Genomic DNA, 20,688 nt, shown 5'->3' with positions numbered 1-20,688 from the left:
GGTGTAGGGTGTAGGGTGTAGGGTGTGGGGTGTGGGGTGTGGGGAAATGGGGAGAATAAATAAAAATAATCTCCTGACTCCTGACTCCTGATTACCGTCTCCTGACTCCTGATTACTGTCTCCTGACTCCTGAATCCTATCTCCTCATTGGCTGATTTTTTTGTGCAGAAATAACTTTTGTGGTCGATTAAATAACCAATTGCTCAACCAACCGTCGGTTTTTTGCAGACGATAACCGCTACTTAAGTAGAGTGACTGGGCTGCTAGATTATTATCGAGAACATGGAGGGAAAGTTCCTCAAAACCCCATTCTCTAGCGATCTGTTCACACTTGAGCAGCAATCTCCGGGCCAGACCGGCACGCCGGCGATCGGGACTAACGGCTAAATTAGAAATATAAGGAATGGGAACAGCTAAAAAAGAACTGGATTTTAAGCTGATTTCCGCCGTAGCGACAATAACTTCCTGAGGACCCGTGGCGGTGACACTGGTTTGACTGACTACCAGACAGTGATAGTGAGGGGTATCGCCGCGCAATCGTCCCCGTAAGTCCTCGTAAATGCCTAATTTAAAGACGGGACGCAGAAAAGACCAATAATTGGCCGTGGGGAAAAAACTATCGGTGAGAATCTCCGCCAAACTTTTGAGATCTTGGCCTTGGGCCAAACGCACCTCGACGGTAATGGCGGCAGTGTCACCGATCGCTTCCGAGTCGGAGGGATGAGACAATAGGTATGAGATAAAACAGGAGTCCACTTTAATCACAGGAGTCGGCGGGGAAGGTGGGGATGGCAGTCCTTATCTAGGAAGGGTAAATAGGGGTGGGATTTAGTTGGGGGAATCAAGCATCTATCTTAGGGAGAAGACCGCTATTTTTCAAGACTACTGAATCAAAATCTCATCTATTCTACTGCCTATAGCCTCGGCTGGGGGAAAGACCGCTATTTTTCGGGAATTTTTTTTGATCGCCGGGCCATGGTTAAGAGGGGGATGATGCCGGTCAGAACTAATTTCTTTCTTTTTGGGTCAATTAACTATATTCTTTAATCTAATCTATCCTCCTACCCCCTCTATGATCAAGGAAATTTCCGCTTATTTGCAAGTGTTCCGCAGTCAAAAAATGGCGGCTTTGTTATTCTTAGGTTTTGCTTCTGGATTACCCTTATTGCTCACCAGTCGCACCCTGCAAGCTTGGATGACCACCGAAGGAGTTGATCTGAAATCGATCGGTTTATTTAGTTTAGTCGCTCTCCCCTACTCTCTTAAATTTCTTTGGTCTCCCTTACTCGATCGCTATGTTCCTCCTTTTCTTGGTCGTCGTCGCGGTTGGATTTTAATCGCTCAAATTTGTTTAACTTTAGCGATTGGTTTTATGGCTTTTCAACAACCAAAACAATCTTTGGAATTATTGGCAATTAATGCTTTACTGATTGCTTTTTTTAGTGCCACTCAAGATATTGCCTACGATGCCTATCGCACAGATATTTTAGAAAAATGGGAGATGGGTGCGGGGGTGGCGATCGGGGTTTTAGGTTATCGTTTGGCTTTAATTTTAACTGGTTCGATCGCTTTAATTTTAGCCGATCACTTTCCCTGGCCCCTTGTCTATCTTTTCCTAGCTGGATTGATGGCTTTAACGATTATTTGGTCTTTTTTCGCCCCAGCTACTCCCCCTAGAGATGATACTCCCCAAACTCTTTTAGAGGCGGTTTGGTTGCCTTTTTGGGAGTTTTTTCAACGCTATCAAATAGGTCAAGGAATCGGTATTCTCGCCTTTATTGTTCTCTATCGTTTAGGGGATGCTTTAGTTAATAATATGGTGACTCCTTTTCTTTTAAAAACTGGTTTCAGTCAAACCGCTATCGGGGCGATCCAAGGCGGTATGGGCATGATAGCAACTATGGTGGGAGTTTTATTAGGTGGTTCCCTGTTAAGTCGTTGGGGAATTAATCGATCGCTCTGGATTTTTGGCGGCTTGCAAGCTATTAGTAATTTAGCCTATTTTATTTTAGCAAATTTAGGGCAAAATTATCCTTTTATGGTCTTAGCTATTAATATTGAAAACTTCTGCAGCGGTCTAGGTACTGCCGCTTTTGTGGCTTTTTTAATGAGTCTTTGTAATGCTCGTTTTACTGCTACCCAGTACGCCCTCTTATCGAGTTTAATGGCTTTTAGTCGCGATATTTTAGTCGCTCCCGCCGGAGTTTTAGCAGCGGCGATCGGTTGGCAGTGGTTCTTTTTAATCACAGTAATTGCCGCTTTACCCGGGTTAGCTTTATTGCCTTTATTTGCTCCATGGCAAGAGCCGAATTAGGCTAATTTATGAGCTAGGTAATGATGATTTATTCTTCCGATTTCACTCGCATAACTACTAAAGTCATATCGTCACTACTGTCATTTCCTAACCCAGTAAAAGCGTCCACTTTTCCAAATAAATATTTTAGAATCTGTTCAGGATCGTTGTACTGTTGACAGGCTTCTTTAACTGCCGATAGCCAATTTTTCTGATCAAATCTTTCCCCTTTCGAGTTGACTGCATCGGTAAAGCCATCGGTATAATAGATCAGCGTATCTCCCGCTTCTAATTGCACTTGGGCATCATCATAGATAGAATCGGCCTCTAAACCAACTAATGTCCCTTCCGTGTCAAGAGACTCTAACTCTGCCTTTTTAGCCCGCCACCAGAGGGTGGGATAATGGGCAGCATTACTGTAGCCAAGACGCTGCGTCAGGGGATCATACTCGGAATAAAATAATGTCACGAAACGATGAGAATTATCGAGATCGGCATACATAACCCGATTGAGATGACGCAAAATCTGGGCCGGGGAGTGACGATTTAACACTTCCGCTCGCAACATTCCCCGGGTCATGGTCATCAATAATCCTGCTGGGACACCTTTTCCCATGACATCACCGATGACTATACTCCAAGGAGCGGTACTAGCTTCCCTTTCTGCCTCCGTTGCCGGTTTAAATTGATCGTAGTTGCAGGGGATAAAATCATAATAGTCGCCACCAACGCGATTAGCCGTTTTGCAGTGGGCTGCCAATTCTACCCCCTGAATTTTCGGACATTGCCGGGGTAAAAGACGATTTTGGATTTCGGAAGCGATTTCTAACTCTCGATCCTGACGTTCCTTGGCCCGTAATTCGATCGTTAATTCATTATTAGCTATAGCTACCGCCGTTTGATCGGCCACTAGCTGCAACAGTTTACGACGGGTGGGTGTCCAACCATAATCGGGATCGCGACTGAAAACGTATAAACGTCCCCGCTCACTATTTTTTACCAAAACTGGTGTACTATAAATCTGCGTACCCTGTCCGAGAGTTTGCCGGATTTGATGGTCGAGACTATCGAGAAGCGATCGACTATTTTTATTCTCAAGTGGCGTTTCTTGGTTTAATTGTCGGATAATTGCCTCTAATTGTCGGCGTAGTTCCCCATTAATTTGATTATCTTGGCAATACAGTTGATCAAGCGCCACTTGACCGTTATTTTTACTCAAAATCAACGCCCCTCCCTCCGCGTCTGCCACTCGTGCGGCCATCAAGGGGGTAAGATCGAGGAATTGGTTTAAATTATTGAAACTCCGCAGGGCAAAACCGAGGGAACTTAAGAGATTTTGAACTTTGTTTTGTTCACGATATAAACTGGCGACCAACTCTTTTAAGGCTAAAATTGGCTTAATATCGGCACTTTGATCGCCCATATTGACGGTGGCAGTGGTGAGAGTGTCCCTCGGTTCCGGCTCAGAAAGCATAAAATGATTTTTGTGGCGGTGACATGATTATAGCTAGATGGTCATTGGGTTATGACCTGTTTAAGTTTAACAGTATAGTCGATCTTTTCCTGACTGCCACAATTTAACCCTGATGTTTTACTATTTCTGTTTTTTCACACCTAAGACTGAGGCTGATAGCTTGACCTTATAATAATTAGAAGTATTTAACTTGATCCATTGACTTTATGACCTTGCCTCTCGATGTTCCCACGGCGATTAATCAACGTCGTTCTATTAAAAATTTTACCACCGATCCGATCGCCCCAGAACTGCTGAAAACCCTGGTAGAATTAACCGTTGCTGCACCTAGTAGTTTCAACATCCAAGATTGGCGAATTATTTTAGTACAAGATGAGGCACAAAAGGCCGCTTTAGCCGAGGCCGCTTGGGGACAAAAGCAAATTATCCAAGCACCAGTTACTTTTGTTTTCGCTGCCGATGCTGCCGCAGGAGAAGGAGAGCTAACTCCTATCTATGAACAGGCTCTCAGTACAGGTGCCTGGAGCGAAGGCACGGTAAAATATTTTAAACAGGCAATCCCGGGATTTCAAAAGGATTTGGGCGAAAAAACCCGGGAATACGCGATTAAAGATGCCATGATCGCCGCTACTCATCTGGTTTTAGCTGCCGAAAGTCTCGGTTTATCTAGTTGTTTTCTCAACGGTTGGATCGAGGACAAGGTAAAAGCTGTGATCGGTGCTGCCGATCATCCCGATCTGGCGATCGCTGTTGTCGTTCCCATCGGTTACGCGGCGGAACCTCGGCTTAATCCGGGGCGTTTACCTTTAGATTACAATGTTTTTGTGGATCGCTTGGGTAATCCCTATCAAATCTAAACTCTATTAACTGGATTTAATCTCGTTTTGATCGCTGTTTTGTCCGGTGGTTTGGGGGTGGGTGTCGGTGTCGGTTTGCAGGAGTTGGTGTTGCTGATTTGAGACAGGAAGCTTCTGGCAAACTAACTTTTAGATAGGATGGCACGGTTGGCATTCATAGCTTGATTCAGCAACGCCTTGTATTGTGGCAAAATTAACAATTTAATCTGCATCAAGCTGCGCTAATACAGCCGACATCGATCTTAATTTTTTGAAAAGATATAAGGTTAATTATTTGTATAACAAGTCCCTAATACCATTTCTCTAAATGAAAACTACACATCGAATTTAAATCCCCCTTTAAGTTCCCCTTTTTAAGGGGGATTTAGGGGGATTAAACTTCTGTAGTCAGACTTTGGAGAATTGGTATAAGAACCTTATTCATACCAAAACTCGGAACTTCCCGCACATTTTTCGTCTCTAAATAACCATTGTTGAAACACTTGTTCTCTACCGTCATAAGGTGCAACAATCTGATAAACTTTTAGAGATTTTTTAGCAATTCTCTGGCTGCCCTTGTCAGTTAATTCATAACCTAACAAGTTTAAAAAATTACGAATAATCGTCAGAGGACGGGAAGTATTAGCGAGGTTAATCTTGGTGATAGTTTTAATCTCGTTACGGTTTTTAATGGCAATTTCCGCCATTTTTTGTAAATCGGCATCATGATTATTTAATTCTCTTTCAGGATTAGCTAATAATACGGGAATTCCCAACAATTCTAACGTCCCGATAATCACTCCTAATTGACTACTATTAAAATCGGGAATAAATAAACTTCCGTGACCTGATTCTATTAGTTTACGCGCAATTAAAGCATCTCGATCACACAAAAATTGTCGCCCAATTGTCAAAAAGTAATGTAAGCGTAGTTCTTGATACCATCCTTGATCATCTTTAATTACTAATTGTGGTGTGACGGGGATTCCATAGCGTTTGTATAGGTCATATTTCCTGATAATTCTCCTTTCTTTTACTGACTTAACTAACTGTTTTTTTAGCAGACGACACTCTGATTCCGTTATCTCGGCTGCGCTGGCAATCGCATCACATTCAGAACGATAATTATGTTCCATAATTTCTTCAATTGCTTCCGTTAACTGATTAGTTATGTCTAGTTCTTCTTCCTGATTTCGTTCTTTAATTCTATGACCTTCTGCTTGTAAAATCCCTAGAATTGACTGACGATAATTAAGCATATAAGCATTGACTCTTACGGCCATTTTTGCCCAACAGAGGAGAGATTCCGCTTGAAAAGTTGTATCTAAATCCTCCAGAGATTCTAAATCTGATTGGTGTAGTAAGCGAATATTAACCTCGGTTAATCGGTGTCCAGAGGTGAGAAGTTTGGGGATAGAAGTGGATCCATTGCCCACCTGATTAAATCCGTACACTGCTGACCAAATATAACGAGGAATATTCTCTCTAATTCTTCCTAAAAATTGAGCGATAGAAGTGGGATTCTGAATTCCCTGTGCTAAACACCAAACCGAGGAAAAGTGTTGCTGAATATCAATACTAATTCCCGTTTCGATCGCGGGACTAGCTAGAACTATATCATAGTTAAGTAACAACTGATTTAAATTGCCAATCGCTTGATAGGCAGCGTGACTAGAATCTTGCAATGACTCTGAGTCTATCCGCAGAACTTTCTTATGAGGAAATTGCTTTTTTAGATAAGATTCTAGGGTAATTGTTCCCCATTTGCTGGTTAATTTTTGTGCTGATAGACAAACAAAGGGTTTTCCTCCGTCTTTAATATGTTTGACCAAATCATTAACTAGCCGTTGGGGAGTATTATCGGAGTAGTTATAAACTCGCCAAGCTTCTTGATAACTAGGTTTCCACTCGTTACTAATCAAGAAAGTTTCTAGTTTAATTGCAGCTAAAGAAGTTAAATAATCTAGGGAAATATCACTTAAATCAGCATCAGCGACTAGGACTTTACCCCCACTGCTGACCACAGTTTGCAGCAAGGACTTTAGGGATTTTAAAATTGCCACACGATTAGTTTTACAAGTATCCCCATTTAACCCATGCCATAGAACCTGTTCGATCTCATCGATAATAATGATAGCTCCTTGGCAATCTTCTGCTTTAAATTTAGCTTGTGATTGGGGATGGAGAGAGTCAATACATAAACCATAACCGTAAATTTGTGCCGCAGGATTATCTCTAATTTTGCTGATATAGTTTAAACCAAAGCGTTGACACAACTCCTCTACCAGTTTCACCCGATGACCAATAACTAAAACTTTTTGTTGATTGGCAATAGCTTGTTTAACTATCTTGGCTAAAAACTCAGTTTTTCCCGTACCTTTAGCCGATTTAATCGCTATTAACTGCGCTGATGTAGGAACAGAAATATCTGGCAAGTAACGGCTATTTAACTCTAGATGAGGTGGGAGAGTTAAACTATTTAAACTTGCTGCCTTCCAAATCTCCCAAGAGGTAGCTTTTTGATAGACTTGTTTAAAGTAATCTTCTCCTCGATTGATTAGTAAATCATCCACTCCTTTACCGTCAGCAGCATCCCAAGTAACCACCTTTACCTCACAGTTAGCCTGGGTGAATAGATAACCCATTCTCTGTAAAGCTAAATTAACCGCTTGCTGGGTTTTCGGTTTAGTTTCTTGGTCGAAAACTAGATAAATCTTTCGTCCAGAATTAGCTAATTTTTCTAGCTGCGGAATTAGATGAGATTTACCGATTCTCCTACCTAGTTCGTCCTTGGGAGTACGATAACCATTGTGAATCCCGGGTAAAGCAATTGTCACATAACCTGCTGTTAGTAATGCCCCCGCTTTTTTCGCTCCTTCCGTAAGACAAATAGGTATCTCTGGATGTTTGATTACCCAGGACCAAAAACCGAGATCCTCTTGCTTATTATCCACTTCTTCAGTTAAAATATTAATACTGATATGCTGGGCTACTTTTTGCCAAATTTTCAGGGGAACCCGCAAAGCAAAGACTCCCGTGGGGGTTTGGGGAGGATGTTCGTACTTAATCGGTTTAGCATTATCGAAGCTTAAACGGGGAAAATCGGGCTTAAAACAGCCCCAAGAGTCATAATTGCCCGTTAGTAAGTCAATTCCTGAACACCACCAACCGCCTTGACTGGTATGTTCATAACGCTTGAGAATACTATCCCTAACTCTGCCATCATTGCGTCGCGGTAATTCTTGGGAGTAGAGTAGGTATTCACTGGGAGATAGCCCCGCTAAACCGGTGACATTGAGAGCGATTAACTCCGCATCCACCCCGCTACCACGCCATTCTTCTAAATATTTCATCCTTGTCCTCTACTGGCTAGACGCTATATATAGCGTTTTGTCCTATTATTCTAGCGGTAAGCCACTAAATAGCGAAAAGAGAAATTTTACTCTCTCAGAGGTTCTCAGAGGAAATTTGACTTTTAATCCACTCTTGTCTTAAATTATCGAAAAGTTAAGAACAAATAAAATCTCATCATAACCTCCTCAGCAGTCAGTCTGTTTTGCAATCAAATAAAAAGCTTTTTGTCAAGCATACAAAAGAACCACTTTGAGAGAGAATCGAGAATTTTTTCCAGAAAATGTCATCCAAAACACGGTTTTTAGGGAACAAAATAATCCTGGTTATACCACATATAGAGTGATAAAATTATTTAACACGCTAGATGTTGTGTTTTCCCAGAAAATCTGATAGAATGCTCTAGTACAAATAGATTAATTTGTCAAGTTTTTTAACGCCGCAATTTCCCAATTATGCAATCGAAGCCCTTGACTACTGCCGTCTCCATTCACAAAAATAACGAAGTAATACCCTTTCGTTCTACCCCTTTAGCTAATATGGGCAGCCATGGAATTAGAGTGATTCGGCGCGATGGTTCCACCACCAGCTTAAATATCGGCAAAATTCGCGACGTGGTAGAGTGGGCTTGTGAAGGTAAAAAAGTCAATTCAATCGCCTTAGAAGCGGGTTTAACCACACGCCTGCGGGATGGGATTACCACTAGGGAAATACAGGATAATTTAATCAATTGCGCCCTAGAAATGTGTAGTCCCGAGGAACCGGATTGGCGCTATGTAGCGGGAAGATTGCATATTTGGAGTCTGTGGAAAGATACCTTAGTAGTCCGAGGTTATCAGTACGGAAATTACGAGAAAACCGTCAAAACTCAAGTTAAAAATCGGCTGTACGACGAAAGGATTCTCATCTATTCCGAAGCAGAATTAAAAGAAGCCGGTTCTTGGATTAATCCCGATTGGGATATCGATTATGATTACGCTGGGGCATTGTTAATCACTAGCCGTTATTTACTCAAAAATGAGTTACCCCAAGAGGCATTATTAACCTGTTCCTTACTGCTTGCCACTGTGGAAGAGCCGGCTAATAGACTCCCCTGGGCTAAGAAATTTTATCAAGCAATTGCTCAAAGAAAAATCTCTCTTGCTACCCCAATTTTAGCCAATTTACGCACACCCAAAGGTTCCCTAACCAGTTGTTTTATACTTTCCATTGATGACAGTTTAGAAAGCATTTTCAGCGAGATTACTAATGCTGCCCGCATCTCCAAAAATGGTGGCGGTGTCGGGGTGAATGTGAGTAGAATTCGCTCCACTGGTAGCTGGGTAATGGGGAAAGCTAATGCTTCTGGGGGGATTATTCCTTGGATTAAATTACTCAACGATACAGCTATTGCAGTAAATCAGGGGGGAAGACGCGCCGGGGCAGTAACTATCGGTGTTGACATCTGGCATTTAGATGTGCCAGAATTTCTGGAAATGCAGACAGAAAACGGTGATCAAAGACGCAAAGCTTATGATGTTTTTCCCCAATTAGTTATCACCGATGAATTTATGCGTCGGGTGATAACTAAAGCCGAGTGGACATTAGTAGATCCCTACGAAGTTCGCACAAAATTAGGTATAGAATTAGCGGAACTATGGGGGGAAGAATTTGAAGAGGCTTATCGTTTAGTAGAGGCTAATTTAGATAAAGAGGTTCTCCTCTATAAAAAAATCAATGCCCGGGACTTATTTAAAAGTATCATGCGTTCCCAAGTAGAAACAGGAATGCCCTACATTGCCTTCAAAGATACCATCAATCGCGCTAATCCTAATAAACACGATGGCTATATCCCCGGTGTAAATTTATGCACGGAGAGTTTCTCGAATGTCACCCCGGATAAAACTGCCCATTGCTGTAATTTAGTTAGCCTTAATTTAGCCAACATCGACAAGGAAGAAATCGAGTCTAATTGTCAAATCGCTGTCAGAATTCTCGACAACACTATCGATATCACTAACCCTCCCTTTGATAATGCTAAAAACCACAACGATAAATATCGCACTATTGGGGTAGGGGCGATGGGATTGGCTGACTGGTTAGCTAAACGGAAATTATCCTACAATAACCGGTCAGAAATTAGTAATTTATTTGAAGAAATTGGCTATTGGTGTACCTATTCCTCGATGGAATTAGCCAAAGAACGCGGCGCTTATCAAGCTTTCTTGGGTAGCGAATGGAGTCAAGGTAAATTAATCGGTGCCAAACCAGTGGAATGGTTTTTAACTAATGCGGTGCAACCGCAAAGATGGCAACAATTAGCCGAAGATATTCAACGATTTGGCATCCGTAATTCCCATATTACCGCCATTGCTCCTAATACTTCCTCCAGTTTGGTACAGGGATGTACCGCTAGTGTTTTGCCGGTTTATAGTCGCTTTTTCTACGATAAATGGGCAAAGGGAACCGTTCCCATCGCACCACCTTTTATTGAAGAAGCTTTCTGGTTTTATCCAGAGAATAAAAATCTCGAACAGCAGCAGGTGGTAAAAGCGATCGCTACTATGCAAGAATGGATCGATACGGGGATTTCTATGGAGTTATTATTCAACCTCAATGAAGGGGTTTACTTTCCCGCAGAACCTAACCGTTGTCTCACTGCTAAAGATATCTTTGATACTCTAATCATGGCGTGGGAATTGGGGTGTAAAGCGATTTATTATGTCCGCACCGTACAAAAGGACAATTTTCGAGAGTCTGATGATAGTTGTTCTAGTTGCGCTAATTAAAGTTAACTTGGGTGGGCAATGCCCACCTTAATTTTTTTATATAATTTAAAGGTGAGTTTTATTGATCACCTAATCACAGCTATGGATAAGACTTTATACGAACAGGATTACTATCTCTGGTTAGAGAAAACCATATCTTTACTAGAAAATCGCCAGTTTTCTGAGTTGGATTTAGAAAATTTAATTGAAGAAATAAAAGATATGTCCAGAAGAGAACGTCAGAAGTTAGAGAGTTTACTAACTAAACTCTTGGAACATTTACTTAAATTAACTTATTGGCAATCTAAGCGCGATTACAATAAAAACAAGTGGCGACGGGAGATTTTAAATTTTCGCATTCAAATAAAAAGAATTATTAGCAACAAAAAGGATGGAAACTATAATACAAACTTAGTATCTTACCTCACCGAGATTCTCGATCAATGTTACGAGGATGCTTGCCATCTATTTGTCGAAGGTTCTGGCATCGATAAAAGACTTTTAAGTGCTACACCTATTGGATCAATCAACCAAATTTTAGATGAAAATTGGTTTCCTGAGTTTCTCGGAGAGGATTAAGCAATGAAGAGTGATTTATACGAACAGGATTACTATCTCTGGATAGAGAAAACCATATCTTTACTAGAAAATCGCCAGTTTTCTGATTTGGATTTAGATAATCTCATCGAGGAGATTAGCGACATGGGCAAAAGTCAACGACAAAGCTTAAAGAGTTATTTAACTCGCTTATTAGAACATTTGCTGAAACTAGCTTACTGGCAATCAGAATTAGAATATAATCAAAGAGGATGGAAAAATGAAATTAGGAATTTTCGCCTAGGAATTCAACAAATTATTGAAGACAGTCCCAGTTTAAAGCCCTATCTATCGGAAATTTTCTCGTCCTGTTATCAAAATGCTCGTAAATTATTTTTGGAGCTATCGGGAATGGCTGAAAATTTGGTCAGTTTAGCTCCAATTTGCACTATAGAACAGGCGTTAAATGAGGATTGGTTTCCTGAAATATCAAAATAATGGGGGATAATTATGGAAAAGAACTTATACGAAAAAGACTACTATCTCTGGTTAGAAAAAACCATTAATTTACTAGAAAATAATCAGTTTTCTGATTTGGATTTAGAGAATTTAATTGAAGAAATTAGCAGCATTGGTAAAAGTGAGAAACGAAGTTTAGAAAGTTATTTAACTCGCTTATTAGAACATTTGCTAAAACTGGTTTACTGGCAGTCGGAATTAGAATATAATCAAAGAGGATGGAAAAATGAAATTAGGAATTTTCGTCGTGCCATAAAAAGAATTATTGCCGATAGTCCTAGTTTACAGCCTTATCTGATTGAAATTTTTAACAACTCTTTTCAAGAAGCTCGTATTTCTTTTATCGAATTATCGGGAATGGCTGAAAATTTGGTCAGTTTAGCTCCAATTTGTACTATAGAACAGGCGTTAAATGAGGATTGGTTTCCTGAAATATCAAAATAATGGGAATAATTATGGAAACGAACTTATACGAACATGATTACTATCTCTGGATAGAGAAAACCATATCTTTACTAGAAAATCACCAGTTTTCTGAGGAGGTTCAAAGACTGATCGGGTTCCAATTATTTTTATTAATAAATACTTTACACACTTCCTACCAGGTAAGCAAGAGGGCTACGCCACTACTACCAAATCATTACCCTGGAAGCTTTTCAGTGAGCAGAAAATCTCCAGACGGCCAATGTTTGCACAAACGAACCTCCTTGAAGTGTGGCAAGAGGCAGTAGAAGCTGATAGGCAAATCGCCATTCCGGGCGATTACCGAACTCAACAAGAAAATTACAGATTTTTTCAAGCTAGGATCAAAGATTTTGTATCGAAAAATACAAAACTGGACAAAGTGACTGTTTAGGATGGGTTTTTTGAGAAGCTTAAGAACCGATCCATACGTCAAAGGAGTTTTCCATGCCCGAAACGCCACAAGAAGTCTTGAAAATGATTCAGGACAACAATATTAAGATTATTGACCTAAAATTTATTGATATGCCCGGTATCTGGCAACACTGCTCGTTCTACTACGATCAAATCGATGAAAGCTCTTTCAGCGATGGTGTTGCCTTCGATGGTTCCAGTATTCGCGGTTGGAAAGCAATTAACGAATCTGATATGGCCATGGTTCCCGACCCTACCACTGCTTGGATCGATCCCTTCTACAAGGAACCTACCCTAAGCATGATCTGTAGCATCAAAGAACCGAGAACCGGTGAATGGTATAGCCGCGATCCTCGCTCTATTGCCCAGAAAGCGATCAGTTATCTTAGCACTACCGGTTTAGGTGATACCGTATATTTTGGACCAGAAGCAGAATTTTTCCTCTTTGATAGCGCTCGTTTTGACCAAACCGCCAACTCCGGCTATTACTACATGGATAGTGTCGAAGGTCGTTGGAATAGCGGTAAAGACGAAAAAGACGGAAATCTTGCCTATAAACCCGCCTACAAACAGGGTTATTTCCCCGTTAGTCCCACCGATACCTCTCAAGACATTCGCACGGAAATGCTCTTAACCATGGCCGACTGCGGAGTTCCCATCGAAAAACATCACCATGAAGTCGCTACTGGTGGTCAAAACGAGTTAGGGATTAAATTCTCTACCCTAGTACGGGCCGCCGACTACTTGATGACCTACAAATACTGCATTAAGAACGTGGCTAAGAAATACGGTAAAACCGTCACCTTTATGCCTAAACCCATCTTTGGCGATAATGGTTCCGGGATGCACGTTCACCAGTCTATCTGGAAAGATGGTCAACCCCTGTTCGCCGGGGATAAATACGCCGGACTCAGCCAAATGGCACTGTACTATATCGGTGGTTTGCTTAAACACGCTCCCGCACTCTTAGCTTTAACTAACCCCACCACCAACTCTTACAAGCGTCTCGTCCCCGGTTTTGAGGCCCCAGTAAACCTGGCCTACTCCCAAGGTAATCGCTCCGCTTCGATTCGGATTCCTTTATCGGGAAGCAACCCGAAAGCTAAACGTTTAGAATTCCGTTGTCCTGATGCGACTTCTAATCCCTACCTCGCTTTTGCAGCTATGCTCTGTGCTGGTATCGATGGGATTAAAAATCAAATTGAACCGGGAGAACCTCTCGATGTGGATATCTATGAACTCAGTCCCGAAGAATTGTCAAAAATACCCTCTACCCCCGGTTCTCTAGAAGCAGCACTAGAAAGTCTCGAAAAAGATCACGCTTTTTTGACCGATTCTGGTGTTTTTACCGAAGACTTTATCAAAAACTGGATCACCTACAAACTCGATAACGAAGTTAACCCGATGCGCTTACGTCCCCACCCCTACGAGTTCTCTCTCTACTACGATGTCTAAGGTTTGATTGATAATTAATCCTAGGGTAGGCTTTTGCCTGCCCCTTTTTTTCGGAATCAGCAAGGGAGTGGGGAAGTGGGAAGTTTTTTGCCGTGAACAGTAAACAGTAAACAGTAATCAGTGAACTGAAACTCGGCTCTTCTCGACTTTGTGTGATAATTTTTGGTTATGAAATCGTGAAATGTTTACTGGGAAAGACTTTTAGGACTATTTTGTTAAATAAACTATCAGTATAGACCTCGTTTCCACACAGAAACCAGAAGAGCCAAAACTCACATCTGATAACTGATAACTGATAACCGCCTAATCAAACAACAATCTTAAGCTTGATCTCCTCAGTGGTCAACAGTGATACAATTGCCGTCATAGCTAGGGGTGTCTGAGACAATCAGGCTGAGAAAGACCCTTAGAACCTGAGACTGGGTAATTCCAGCGTAGGGAAGCTGTTTACAGAGGAAATAAAATTATGAGACAAGAATGGGTTGCCCCCCGGCGCGGACAAGCAAATGTATCGCAAATGCACTACGCCCGTCAGGGGATAATTACCGAAGAGATGACGTATGTGGCAAAACGGGAAAATCTCTCTCCCGAATTGATTCGCAGCGAAATCGCCCGAGGAAGACTGATTATTCCCGCTAATATCAATCACCTCAACCTCGAACCCATGGCGATCGGTATTGCTTCTAAGTGTAAAGTTAATGCTAATATCGGGGCTTCCCCTAACTCCTCGAATATTAACGAAGAACTGGAAAAATTACACCTAGCGGTCAAATACGGCGCGGATACGGTAATGGATCTTTCCACCGGTGGCGGTAATTTGGACGAAATTCGCACCGCGATTATCAATGCTTCTCCCGTCCCCATCGGTACTGTACCCATCTATCAAGCGGTGGAAAGTGTTCACGGCAATATTGAAAAACTCACCCCCGAAGATTTCCTCCATATTATCGAAAAACACGCCCAGCAAGGGGTGGATTACATGACGATTCATGCGGGAATCCTCATCGAACACCTGCCTTTAGTCAAAACCCGTCTGACCGGGATTGTCTCCCGGGGCGGTGGTATTATTGCTAAGTGGATGTTACACCACCACAAGCAAAATCCTCTATATACCCATTTCGACGAAATTATCGAGATTTTCAAGCGTTATGACGTTTCTTTTAGTCTCGGTGACTCCCTACGTCCCGGTTGTACCCACGATGCTTCCGATGCAGCCCAATTAGCGGAATTGAAAACCCTCGGCCAACTGACGCGTCGCGCTTGGGAACACGATGTACAGGTGATGGTGGAAGGACCGGGCCATGTTCCCATGGACCAAATTGAATTTAATGTGAAAAAACAGATGGAGGAGTGTAGCGAAGCACCTTTCTATGTTCTCGGTCCCCTTGTCACCGATATTGCCCCCGGATACGATCATATCACTTCGGCGATCGGGGCGGCTCTGGCGGGTTGGTACGGGACGGCGATGTTATGTTATGTCACCCCGAAAGAACATCTCGGTTTACCCAACGCTGAAGATGTGCGAAATGGCTTAATTGCCTACAAAATAGCGGCTCATGCGGCAGATATCGCCCGTCATCGTCCCGGGGCGCGGGATCGTGACGACGAACTCTCCATTGCTCGTTATAATTTCGATTGGAATCGTCAATTTCAGTTATCCTTGGATCCCGATCGCGCTAAGGAATACCACGATGAGACTTTACCCGCAGATATCTATAAGACTGCGGAGTTTTGTTCGATGTGTGGACCGAAATTCTGTCCCATGCAAACTAAAGTCGATGCCGATGCGATTACGGAATTAGAGAAGTTTCTCGCTAGTCAGAATCAAGACAATTTAACCCCGGTTTAAAGGGGAGTTATGGGAAGGGCTGATTTGATTTCAGCCCTATTCCTAGGATAGAAGTCAAAATTCTGGGAATAGCCGCCATTTTTTTGACTAATTAACCCGTTTTTCTAGATATTGACCGATCATCAATTCTTGACCGGCGCGAGAGATAATAGTTTGTCGAGTGCGATATTGTTGACCGATGAGTTTAATTTCCTCTTCAAAGACAGAACCGGCGTATTCTGTTCTCAGACAGAGAGTAGAGGGGTTAGGAAAGGTATAAATGGCACTAACGGGTTTATCCGTCGCAAATCCCCGATCGCGATAGAGAATATTATCTAAAATACCGAATATAGTGGAACCGTTGGAGGGTTTTTTACTCTGGGGACGGAGATAATTACTTTGCCAAGTCACTTCCGTACCACCTAATAAAGCTGTATCTTCCAGATTATGTAAACGGGCAAGTTGAATTAATGGTTCGCTGCCCTGGGGTAAATATTTAATCTCGATGGCGCTGATAACTTCTTGGGGTTCCGTTTCTTGGGTGAGGGTGTAATAACGTCTCTGGGATTGCCAGCGTCCTTCTGTCTGCTTAAAAAAGGCTAAAGCCAAAGTTTCTAGCGATAATTGGGCGGTTTGAATTAATGTCATAGAAATAAAACCTTTCCTGTTTTTTGGTAGAGCAGATTTGTTATCCTTTGTCAAGAGTTTGCCAGAGAATTGTTACACATCTTAATACAATTATAACCCTGCATGGAAATTAAGTGGTAGGAGTGTTGAGGGAGATAATTGGGAAAAAGCCGCACAGATACAGCATTTACAGGGAAAAAACGGGATAAGATTGCTAAAAACTGCGAACTTATCCTAGTTATACCAATTCTCCAAAGTCTGACTACAGAAGTTTAATCCCCCTAAATCCCCCTTAAAAAGGGGAACTTAAAGGGGGATTTAAATTCGATGTGTAGTTTTCATTTAGAGAAATGGTATTACTTCCATATACTCTTATCTATCGATTAATTCTGTCAAATTGGCTACAGTCAGGCCGAGGTGATTCCCCCAACCCCTTTTTTACCTGTTACTTTTCACCCGATCTGCCCGGTCTTGCTATTGTTAAAAGTATAGAACCTCCGAAAAAGGTCTCAACTCTGTGCAGTTAAAACAAGTCATCATCGCTCATAAGGCCAACCATCCCCAAAGTAAAGCATGGGCGGAAAAATGCGCTAAACAGTTAGAAGCCCGTCAGTGTAAAGTTTTAATGGGACCCAGTGGCTTTAAAGATAATCCCTATCCGGTATTTTTAGCCTCAGCATCGGAAAAAATCGACCTTGCCATCGTTTTGGGGGGAGATGGAACCATTTTAGCTGCCGCTCGCTATTTAGCTCACGAAGACATTCCGATTTTAGCGGTGAATGTCGGCGGCCATCTGGGATTTTTAACGGAACCCTTTGAGATTTTCCAGGATACGGAGACGGTCTGGGAGCGTTTACAATCCGATCACTATGCGGTACAACAACGGATGATGTTAACGGCCAGAATCTATGAAGGGGATAAAAGAAATCCGCAGCCAGTGAGCGAGGCATTTTATGCCCTGAATGAGATGTGTGTGAAACCCGCTAGTATCGATAGGATGCCCACCTCAATCCTCGAAATCGAAGTGGACGGGGAAATAGTAGATCAGTACCAAGGCGACGGACTATTAGTGGCTACTCCCACGGGATCCACCTGTTACACCGCTTCCGCTAATGGCCCGATTATACACCCCGGCATGGAAGCGATCGCTGTCACCCCGATTTGTCCCTTGAGTCTCTCCAGTCGGCCGATTGTCATTCCCCCAGCATCTCTGGTCAGTATTTGGCCTCTAGGAGACTACGAGTTAAATACTAAACTCTGGATGGATGGTGCTTTAGCCACTTCCATTTGGCCCGGGCAATGGGTGGGAGTTACTAAAGCCGAAAAATTCGCCCAATTTATTATCCTGCGGGAAAGTTATTCTTTTTATCAGACTCTACAGGAAAAACTGCAATGGGCCGGGGCGAGAATTCATTATGATGGCAATCGTCATAATTAGGGTTTGCGGCAAAAAGTTTTTCGTGGGGACAGGGTGTAGGGTGTAGGGTTTTACCGATTTTGAGGGGGTCAATTACCTAATTTTCAGGGAAAAAGTCCCTGAATTTTCCCCCCAATCACTCCAAAGGTCGACACTTTTTGAGGGAAAAAAAGTCTAAAAACCTTATCCAACAAGGTTTTTAGATTTATTGAGCAAGCCCTAAGTATATCTTCTAAAATTGGTCATTACTTCCGATTTTATCAGTAAATCTAGGCTTTTGGGGGTAGAACCCCCCAAACCCAGAAGCGCATTTGCTGATTGTCGGTATTTCTGCAAGAGAGGGTCAAAAGTTGTCAAAATATTTGACAAAGTTGCCACTTTATGGTAAGAAATTGGGTTATTATTATCCCTTAAATTTTAAATTTCATCCCATCCAGTTAAGCCAGAAGACATAACATAACTGGTAACAGTTGCTTCAAAAAAGTTAGCTTTGGTGTGGCCTTCTTTTTTGGTATCGGAAAAGCGTTCCAGATGGTTATAGGGACTTTTGTTATACTTTTCTTCCCTGTATAAAGGCTCAAGTCCGATCGCTTTTAGCCGAATATTAGCGAGGTATTTAGTGTACTGTTCGGTACTGTATTCGGTAATACCTAAAATGTCGTTGCCAACGATGTGATTTGTCCAGCGACATTCGTGTTTAACGGCACTATCGAACATCTCATAAATCTGTTCAACGGAATGGGGAAAAATTGCCATGGCTTCGGGAATAAGTTTTTGATACAAACGGACGTGACTTAATTCGTCCCGGTTGATCATTTTGAAAACGTCAGCACTACCGGACATTAGCTGTCGAGAAGCGAGATTATAGAAAAAGATAAAGCCGTTATAAAAATACAAACTCTCCAGTAAATAGTCTGCAAGAAGAGCGATAAAATAGCTTTCAGTAGTTTGTTTATCGATGTATTGCTGGTAGAGACTAGCAATAAATTCACAGCGATCCTTGAGAACTTTATCGGTGCGCCAAAAGTCATAAACTTCACCTCTGCGATCCGAGGAAATAATCGTTTCAATTAAGTATTGATAACTTTGATTGTGCATGGCCTCTTGAGAAATTTGTTCCGCCATACAAAGACTAATTTCTGGCGCAGTGACGCTACCTTTTAGGTGGGGAATATTACAGGTTTGCACGGAATCAAGAAAAGTTAGATAGGACAAAATACCATCATAAGCATATCTTTCTTCGTCGGTAAGATGCCCGTATTCAGTTACGTCTTGAGTGATATCTAAGCGTTGCGGGATCCAGAAATTTTCCCGCATTTGTTGATATAAACCCACCGCCCAGGTGTAGCGGACATCGTTTAATTGCATCAGGTTGGTGGTGTTACCAAACCAGATCGAACGGTTTTCGATCGCATCATCTCCCGACGGATTGAAGATCGGGGAAATGGGCATCGAATGGCAAGAATTAACTAAATGTAAGGACATGATTACTTGGATATTATGGCACTTTCAGGTTATAATAGATTTTCGGTAAAAAGTCAAATGTTTTGATTAGGGATAAATTCAAAATCTAGGGCTTCTGCCAAAGTAAATGGGCAATCCTTCGGGAATTTCTCCAGGTTTATCCCTGTTTCAATAGCGGCCTTTTGTCTAGCTTGGCCGATTCAAGTCTGAATTGCATCACTGTCTGATCTACCTTTATAGAATACCTCATTCGGGGTACGATAGTCAAGACATTTTCGAGGACGATTGTTAATCAAGTTTACGGCTCTTTCCACCTCCTCTGGCTTAACGATTTTAAAATTCGTTCCCTTGGGGAAAAATTGTCTTAACAGTCCATTGGTATGCTCGTTTAATCCCCTCTCCCACGAATGATAAGGAGTAGCAAAATAAAAATCTGTTCCTAGTTTCTGACTCAACTCTTGATGTCCACAAAATTCTTTAACCTTGTCACAAGTAAAGGTTTTTCTTTTGTCAGGGTGAATCTCTTGAAAAAGTTTTTCTGTGACTCTATTGATTTCCGATGCGGTTTTGTTTTTGGCTAATCCTGCTACTAAAAATTTCGAGGCTTTATCTACATGAGTAACGAGAACTCCTAGATGATTGCCTCCAATCATTGTGTCACTTTCCCAATGACCGATTTCAGTTTTCTGGTCAGCAATTACTGGTCGCTCGCTGATATCTACACGCCCTGGAATCCCTCCACGCTTACTTTTTGCTCCGCCTCGACTCTTTCTTTGACAAAGCCCCCGGCGTAAATATTTCTGGTACTCTCCACATCCGTGATAGTTCTGATAGATCATTTGATAGATGGTTTCGTGACTGAGAGATTCTTGACTGGCTCTTTTCAGACGACCTGCTATTTGTTCGGGACTATGATAATCTTTCAATCCTTCTTTGACCAACTCTAAGGCTGACTCGCTGACATTTTTAAAGGGTTGTTTGGCATTTTTTCGCCTTGTCTCGCTTTCAGCTTGTGCTGTGTCAGGTAGATAGTAGCCAAGGGAACTTTGATTCCTTTTTAATTCCCTTGATATTGTGCTTTGATGACATCCGAGCCAGACGGCCATTTGCCGTTGAGATAAATTTCCCTCCTGACTAAGTTGGTAGAGCAAGTTTCTTTGTTCTATGTTAAGATGTTGGAGGCTTCGTTTTTGGGTCTGATTTGTTTTTGTTAATGATCAGACAGTGCCTGATGAGCCTTTCTTTGTCAACTCTTGAGGTTGAT

Annotated in this window: 15 protein-coding genes, 2 pseudogenes and 1 riboswitch; of the genes and pseudogenes, 10 read left to right on the top strand and 7 right to left on the bottom strand. The window is 42.0% G+C overall.

Going from position 1 to position 20,688, the window contains the following annotated elements:
• Window positions 1–144: 144 nt before the first annotated feature.
• Entirely contained in the window at window positions 145–765 is a 621-nt protein-coding gene (locus PN470_RS00715) for a GNAT family N-acetyltransferase (protein WP_103113307.1), read from the bottom strand.
• 307 nt (window positions 766–1,072) lie between these two features.
• On the opposite strand from PN470_RS00715, the gene PN470_RS00710 reads away from it, so the two are divergent.
• Window positions 1,073–2,314: an AmpG family muropeptide MFS transporter gene (locus PN470_RS00710; protein WP_272103354.1), complete on the top strand. Its 1,242-nt coding sequence runs from the start codon at window positions 1,073–1,075 to the stop codon at window positions 2,312–2,314.
• Window positions 2,315–2,342: 28 nt separating this feature from the next.
• Here PN470_RS00710 and PN470_RS00705 read toward each other — a convergent pair whose 3' ends face one another.
• The gene (locus PN470_RS00705) at window positions 2,343–3,767 is read right to left on the bottom strand and encodes a PP2C family protein-serine/threonine phosphatase (RefSeq protein ID WP_272103352.1); all 1,425 of its coding nucleotides are present in this window, start codon (window positions 3,765–3,767) and stop codon (window positions 2,343–2,345) included.
• A 206-nt stretch (window positions 3,768–3,973) separates the two neighbouring features.
• Here PN470_RS00705 and PN470_RS00700 point away from each other — a divergent pair, with 206 nt between their 5' ends.
• Window positions 3,974–4,624: a nitroreductase family protein gene (locus tag PN470_RS00700; RefSeq protein ID WP_002751866.1), complete on the top strand. Its 651-nt coding sequence runs from the start codon at window positions 3,974–3,976 to the stop codon at window positions 4,622–4,624.
• 416 nt (window positions 4,625–5,040) lie between these two features.
• Here the strand turns inward: PN470_RS00700 and PN470_RS00695 are convergent, their stop codons facing one another.
• Window positions 5,041–7,956 carry a plasmid replication protein, CyRepA1 family gene (locus PN470_RS00695; protein ID WP_271934939.1) on the bottom strand — a complete coding sequence of 972 codons (2,916 nt, stop codon included), beginning with the start codon at window positions 7,954–7,956 and terminating at the stop codon, window positions 5,041–5,043.
• Window positions 7,957–8,409: 453 nt separating this feature from the next.
• On the opposite strand from PN470_RS00695, the gene PN470_RS00690 reads away from it, so the two are divergent.
• From PN470_RS00690 to thiC, 7 genes and pseudogenes are all read left to right on the top strand, one after another.
• Window positions 8,410–10,722, top strand: coding sequence for a ribonucleoside-diphosphate reductase subunit alpha (locus PN470_RS00690; RefSeq protein ID WP_103113304.1), 2,313 nt, complete (start codon window positions 8,410–8,412; stop codon window positions 10,720–10,722).
• Window positions 10,723–10,803: 81 nt separating this feature from the next.
• Window positions 10,804–11,280, top strand: a complete 477-nt coding sequence (locus tag PN470_RS00685; RefSeq protein WP_002777793.1) for a DUF29 domain-containing protein — start codon at window positions 10,804–10,806, stop codon at window positions 11,278–11,280.
• A 3-nt stretch (window positions 11,281–11,283) separates the two neighbouring features.
• Entirely contained in the window at window positions 11,284–11,736 is a 453-nt protein-coding gene (locus PN470_RS00680; RefSeq protein ID WP_271934937.1) for a DUF29 domain-containing protein, read from the top strand.
• 12 nt (window positions 11,737–11,748) lie between these two features.
• The gene (locus PN470_RS00675; RefSeq protein ID WP_002777790.1) at window positions 11,749–12,201 is read left to right on the top strand and encodes a DUF29 domain-containing protein; all 453 of its coding nucleotides are present in this window, start codon (window positions 11,749–11,751) and stop codon (window positions 12,199–12,201) included.
• 11 nt (window positions 12,202–12,212) lie between these two features.
• Window positions 12,213–12,314, top strand: a pseudogene (locus PN470_RS00670) (DUF29 family protein); the annotation flags it as partial.
• Window positions 12,315–12,666: 352 nt separating this feature from the next.
• Window positions 12,667–14,088, top strand: a complete 1,422-nt coding sequence (glnA, locus tag PN470_RS00665) for a type I glutamate--ammonia ligase (protein WP_271934936.1) — start codon at window positions 12,667–12,669, stop codon at window positions 14,086–14,088.
• Between the two features lie 361 nt (window positions 14,089–14,449).
• Window positions 14,450–14,546: riboswitch (TPP riboswitch) on the top strand.
• Between the two features lie 8 nt (window positions 14,547–14,554).
• Window positions 14,555–15,937: a phosphomethylpyrimidine synthase gene (gene thiC, locus PN470_RS00660; protein ID WP_002736411.1), complete on the top strand. Its 1,383-nt coding sequence runs from the start codon at window positions 14,555–14,557 to the stop codon at window positions 15,935–15,937.
• Between the two features lie 87 nt (window positions 15,938–16,024).
• On the opposite strand, the gene PN470_RS00655 is transcribed toward thiC, so the two are convergent.
• Window positions 16,025–16,564, bottom strand: a complete 540-nt coding sequence (locus PN470_RS00655; RefSeq protein WP_002751878.1) for a phycobiliprotein lyase — start codon at window positions 16,562–16,564, stop codon at window positions 16,025–16,027.
• Window positions 16,565–17,060: 496 nt separating this feature from the next.
• Here PN470_RS00655 and PN470_RS00650 point away from each other — a divergent pair, with 496 nt between their 5' ends.
• Entirely contained in the window at window positions 17,061–17,981 is a 921-nt protein-coding gene (locus PN470_RS00650; protein ID WP_002777783.1) for an NAD(+) kinase, read from the top strand.
• 396 nt (window positions 17,982–18,377) lie between these two features.
• Here PN470_RS00650 and PN470_RS00645 read toward each other — a convergent pair whose 3' ends face one another.
• The 3 genes and pseudogenes from PN470_RS00645 to PN470_RS00635 all read right to left on the bottom strand — a co-directional run bounded on the left by PN470_RS00645 (window position 18,378) and on the right by PN470_RS00635 (window position 20,590).
• Window positions 18,378–19,445 carry a ribonucleotide-diphosphate reductase subunit beta gene (locus PN470_RS00645; protein WP_272103349.1) on the bottom strand — a complete coding sequence of 356 codons (1,068 nt, stop codon included), beginning with the start codon at window positions 19,443–19,445 and terminating at the stop codon, window positions 18,378–18,380.
• Window positions 19,446–19,498: 53 nt separating this feature from the next.
• A pseudogene (locus PN470_RS00640) lies at window positions 19,499–19,618 on the bottom strand (DUF29 family protein); the annotation flags it as partial.
• Between the two features lie 6 nt (window positions 19,619–19,624).
• Complete coding sequence (locus tag PN470_RS00635) at window positions 19,625–20,590, bottom strand: IS30 family transposase (RefSeq protein WP_272103357.1); 966 nt, start codon at window positions 20,588–20,590, stop codon at window positions 19,625–19,627.
• Window positions 20,591–20,688: the final 98 nt, after the last annotated feature.

The organism is Microcystis sp. CS-574, assembly GCF_028329095.1.
In the GTDB taxonomy this organism is placed as follows: domain Bacteria; phylum Cyanobacteriota; class Cyanobacteriia; order Cyanobacteriales; family Microcystaceae; genus Microcystis; species Microcystis ichthyoblabe_A.
This window is presented reverse-complemented; position numbering and strand designations above follow the sequence as displayed.

Coding starts and splice junctions, on each gene's coding strand:
- PN470_RS00710 (WP_272103354.1), top strand. CDS start 1,073: ATGATCAAGGAAATTTCCGCTTATTTGCAAGTGTTCCGCAGTCAAAAA.
- PN470_RS00690 (WP_103113304.1), top strand. CDS start 8,410: ATGCAATCGAAGCCCTTGACTACTGCCGTCTCCATTCACAAAAATAAC.
- PN470_RS00705 (WP_272103352.1), bottom strand. CDS start 3,767: ATGCTTTCTGAGCCGGAACCGAGGGACACTCTCACCACTGCCACCGTC.
- thiC (WP_002736411.1), top strand. CDS start 14,555: ATGAGACAAGAATGGGTTGCCCCCCGGCGCGGACAAGCAAATGTATCG.
- PN470_RS00680 (WP_271934937.1), top strand. CDS start 11,284: ATGAAGAGTGATTTATACGAACAGGATTACTATCTCTGGATAGAGAAA.
- PN470_RS00685 (WP_002777793.1), top strand. CDS start 10,804: ATGGATAAGACTTTATACGAACAGGATTACTATCTCTGGTTAGAGAAA.
- glnA (WP_271934936.1), top strand. CDS start 12,667: ATGCCCGAAACGCCACAAGAAGTCTTGAAAATGATTCAGGACAACAAT.
- PN470_RS00695 (WP_271934939.1), bottom strand. CDS start 7,956: ATGAAATATTTAGAAGAATGGCGTGGTAGCGGGGTGGATGCGGAGTTA.
- PN470_RS00700 (WP_002751866.1), top strand. CDS start 3,974: ATGACCTTGCCTCTCGATGTTCCCACGGCGATTAATCAACGTCGTTCT.
- PN470_RS00675 (WP_002777790.1), top strand. CDS start 11,749: ATGGAAAAGAACTTATACGAAAAAGACTACTATCTCTGGTTAGAAAAA.
- PN470_RS00645 (WP_272103349.1), bottom strand. CDS start 19,445: ATGTCCTTACATTTAGTTAATTCTTGCCATTCGATGCCCATTTCCCCG.
- PN470_RS00655 (WP_002751878.1), bottom strand. CDS start 16,564: ATGACATTAATTCAAACCGCCCAATTATCGCTAGAAACTTTGGCTTTA.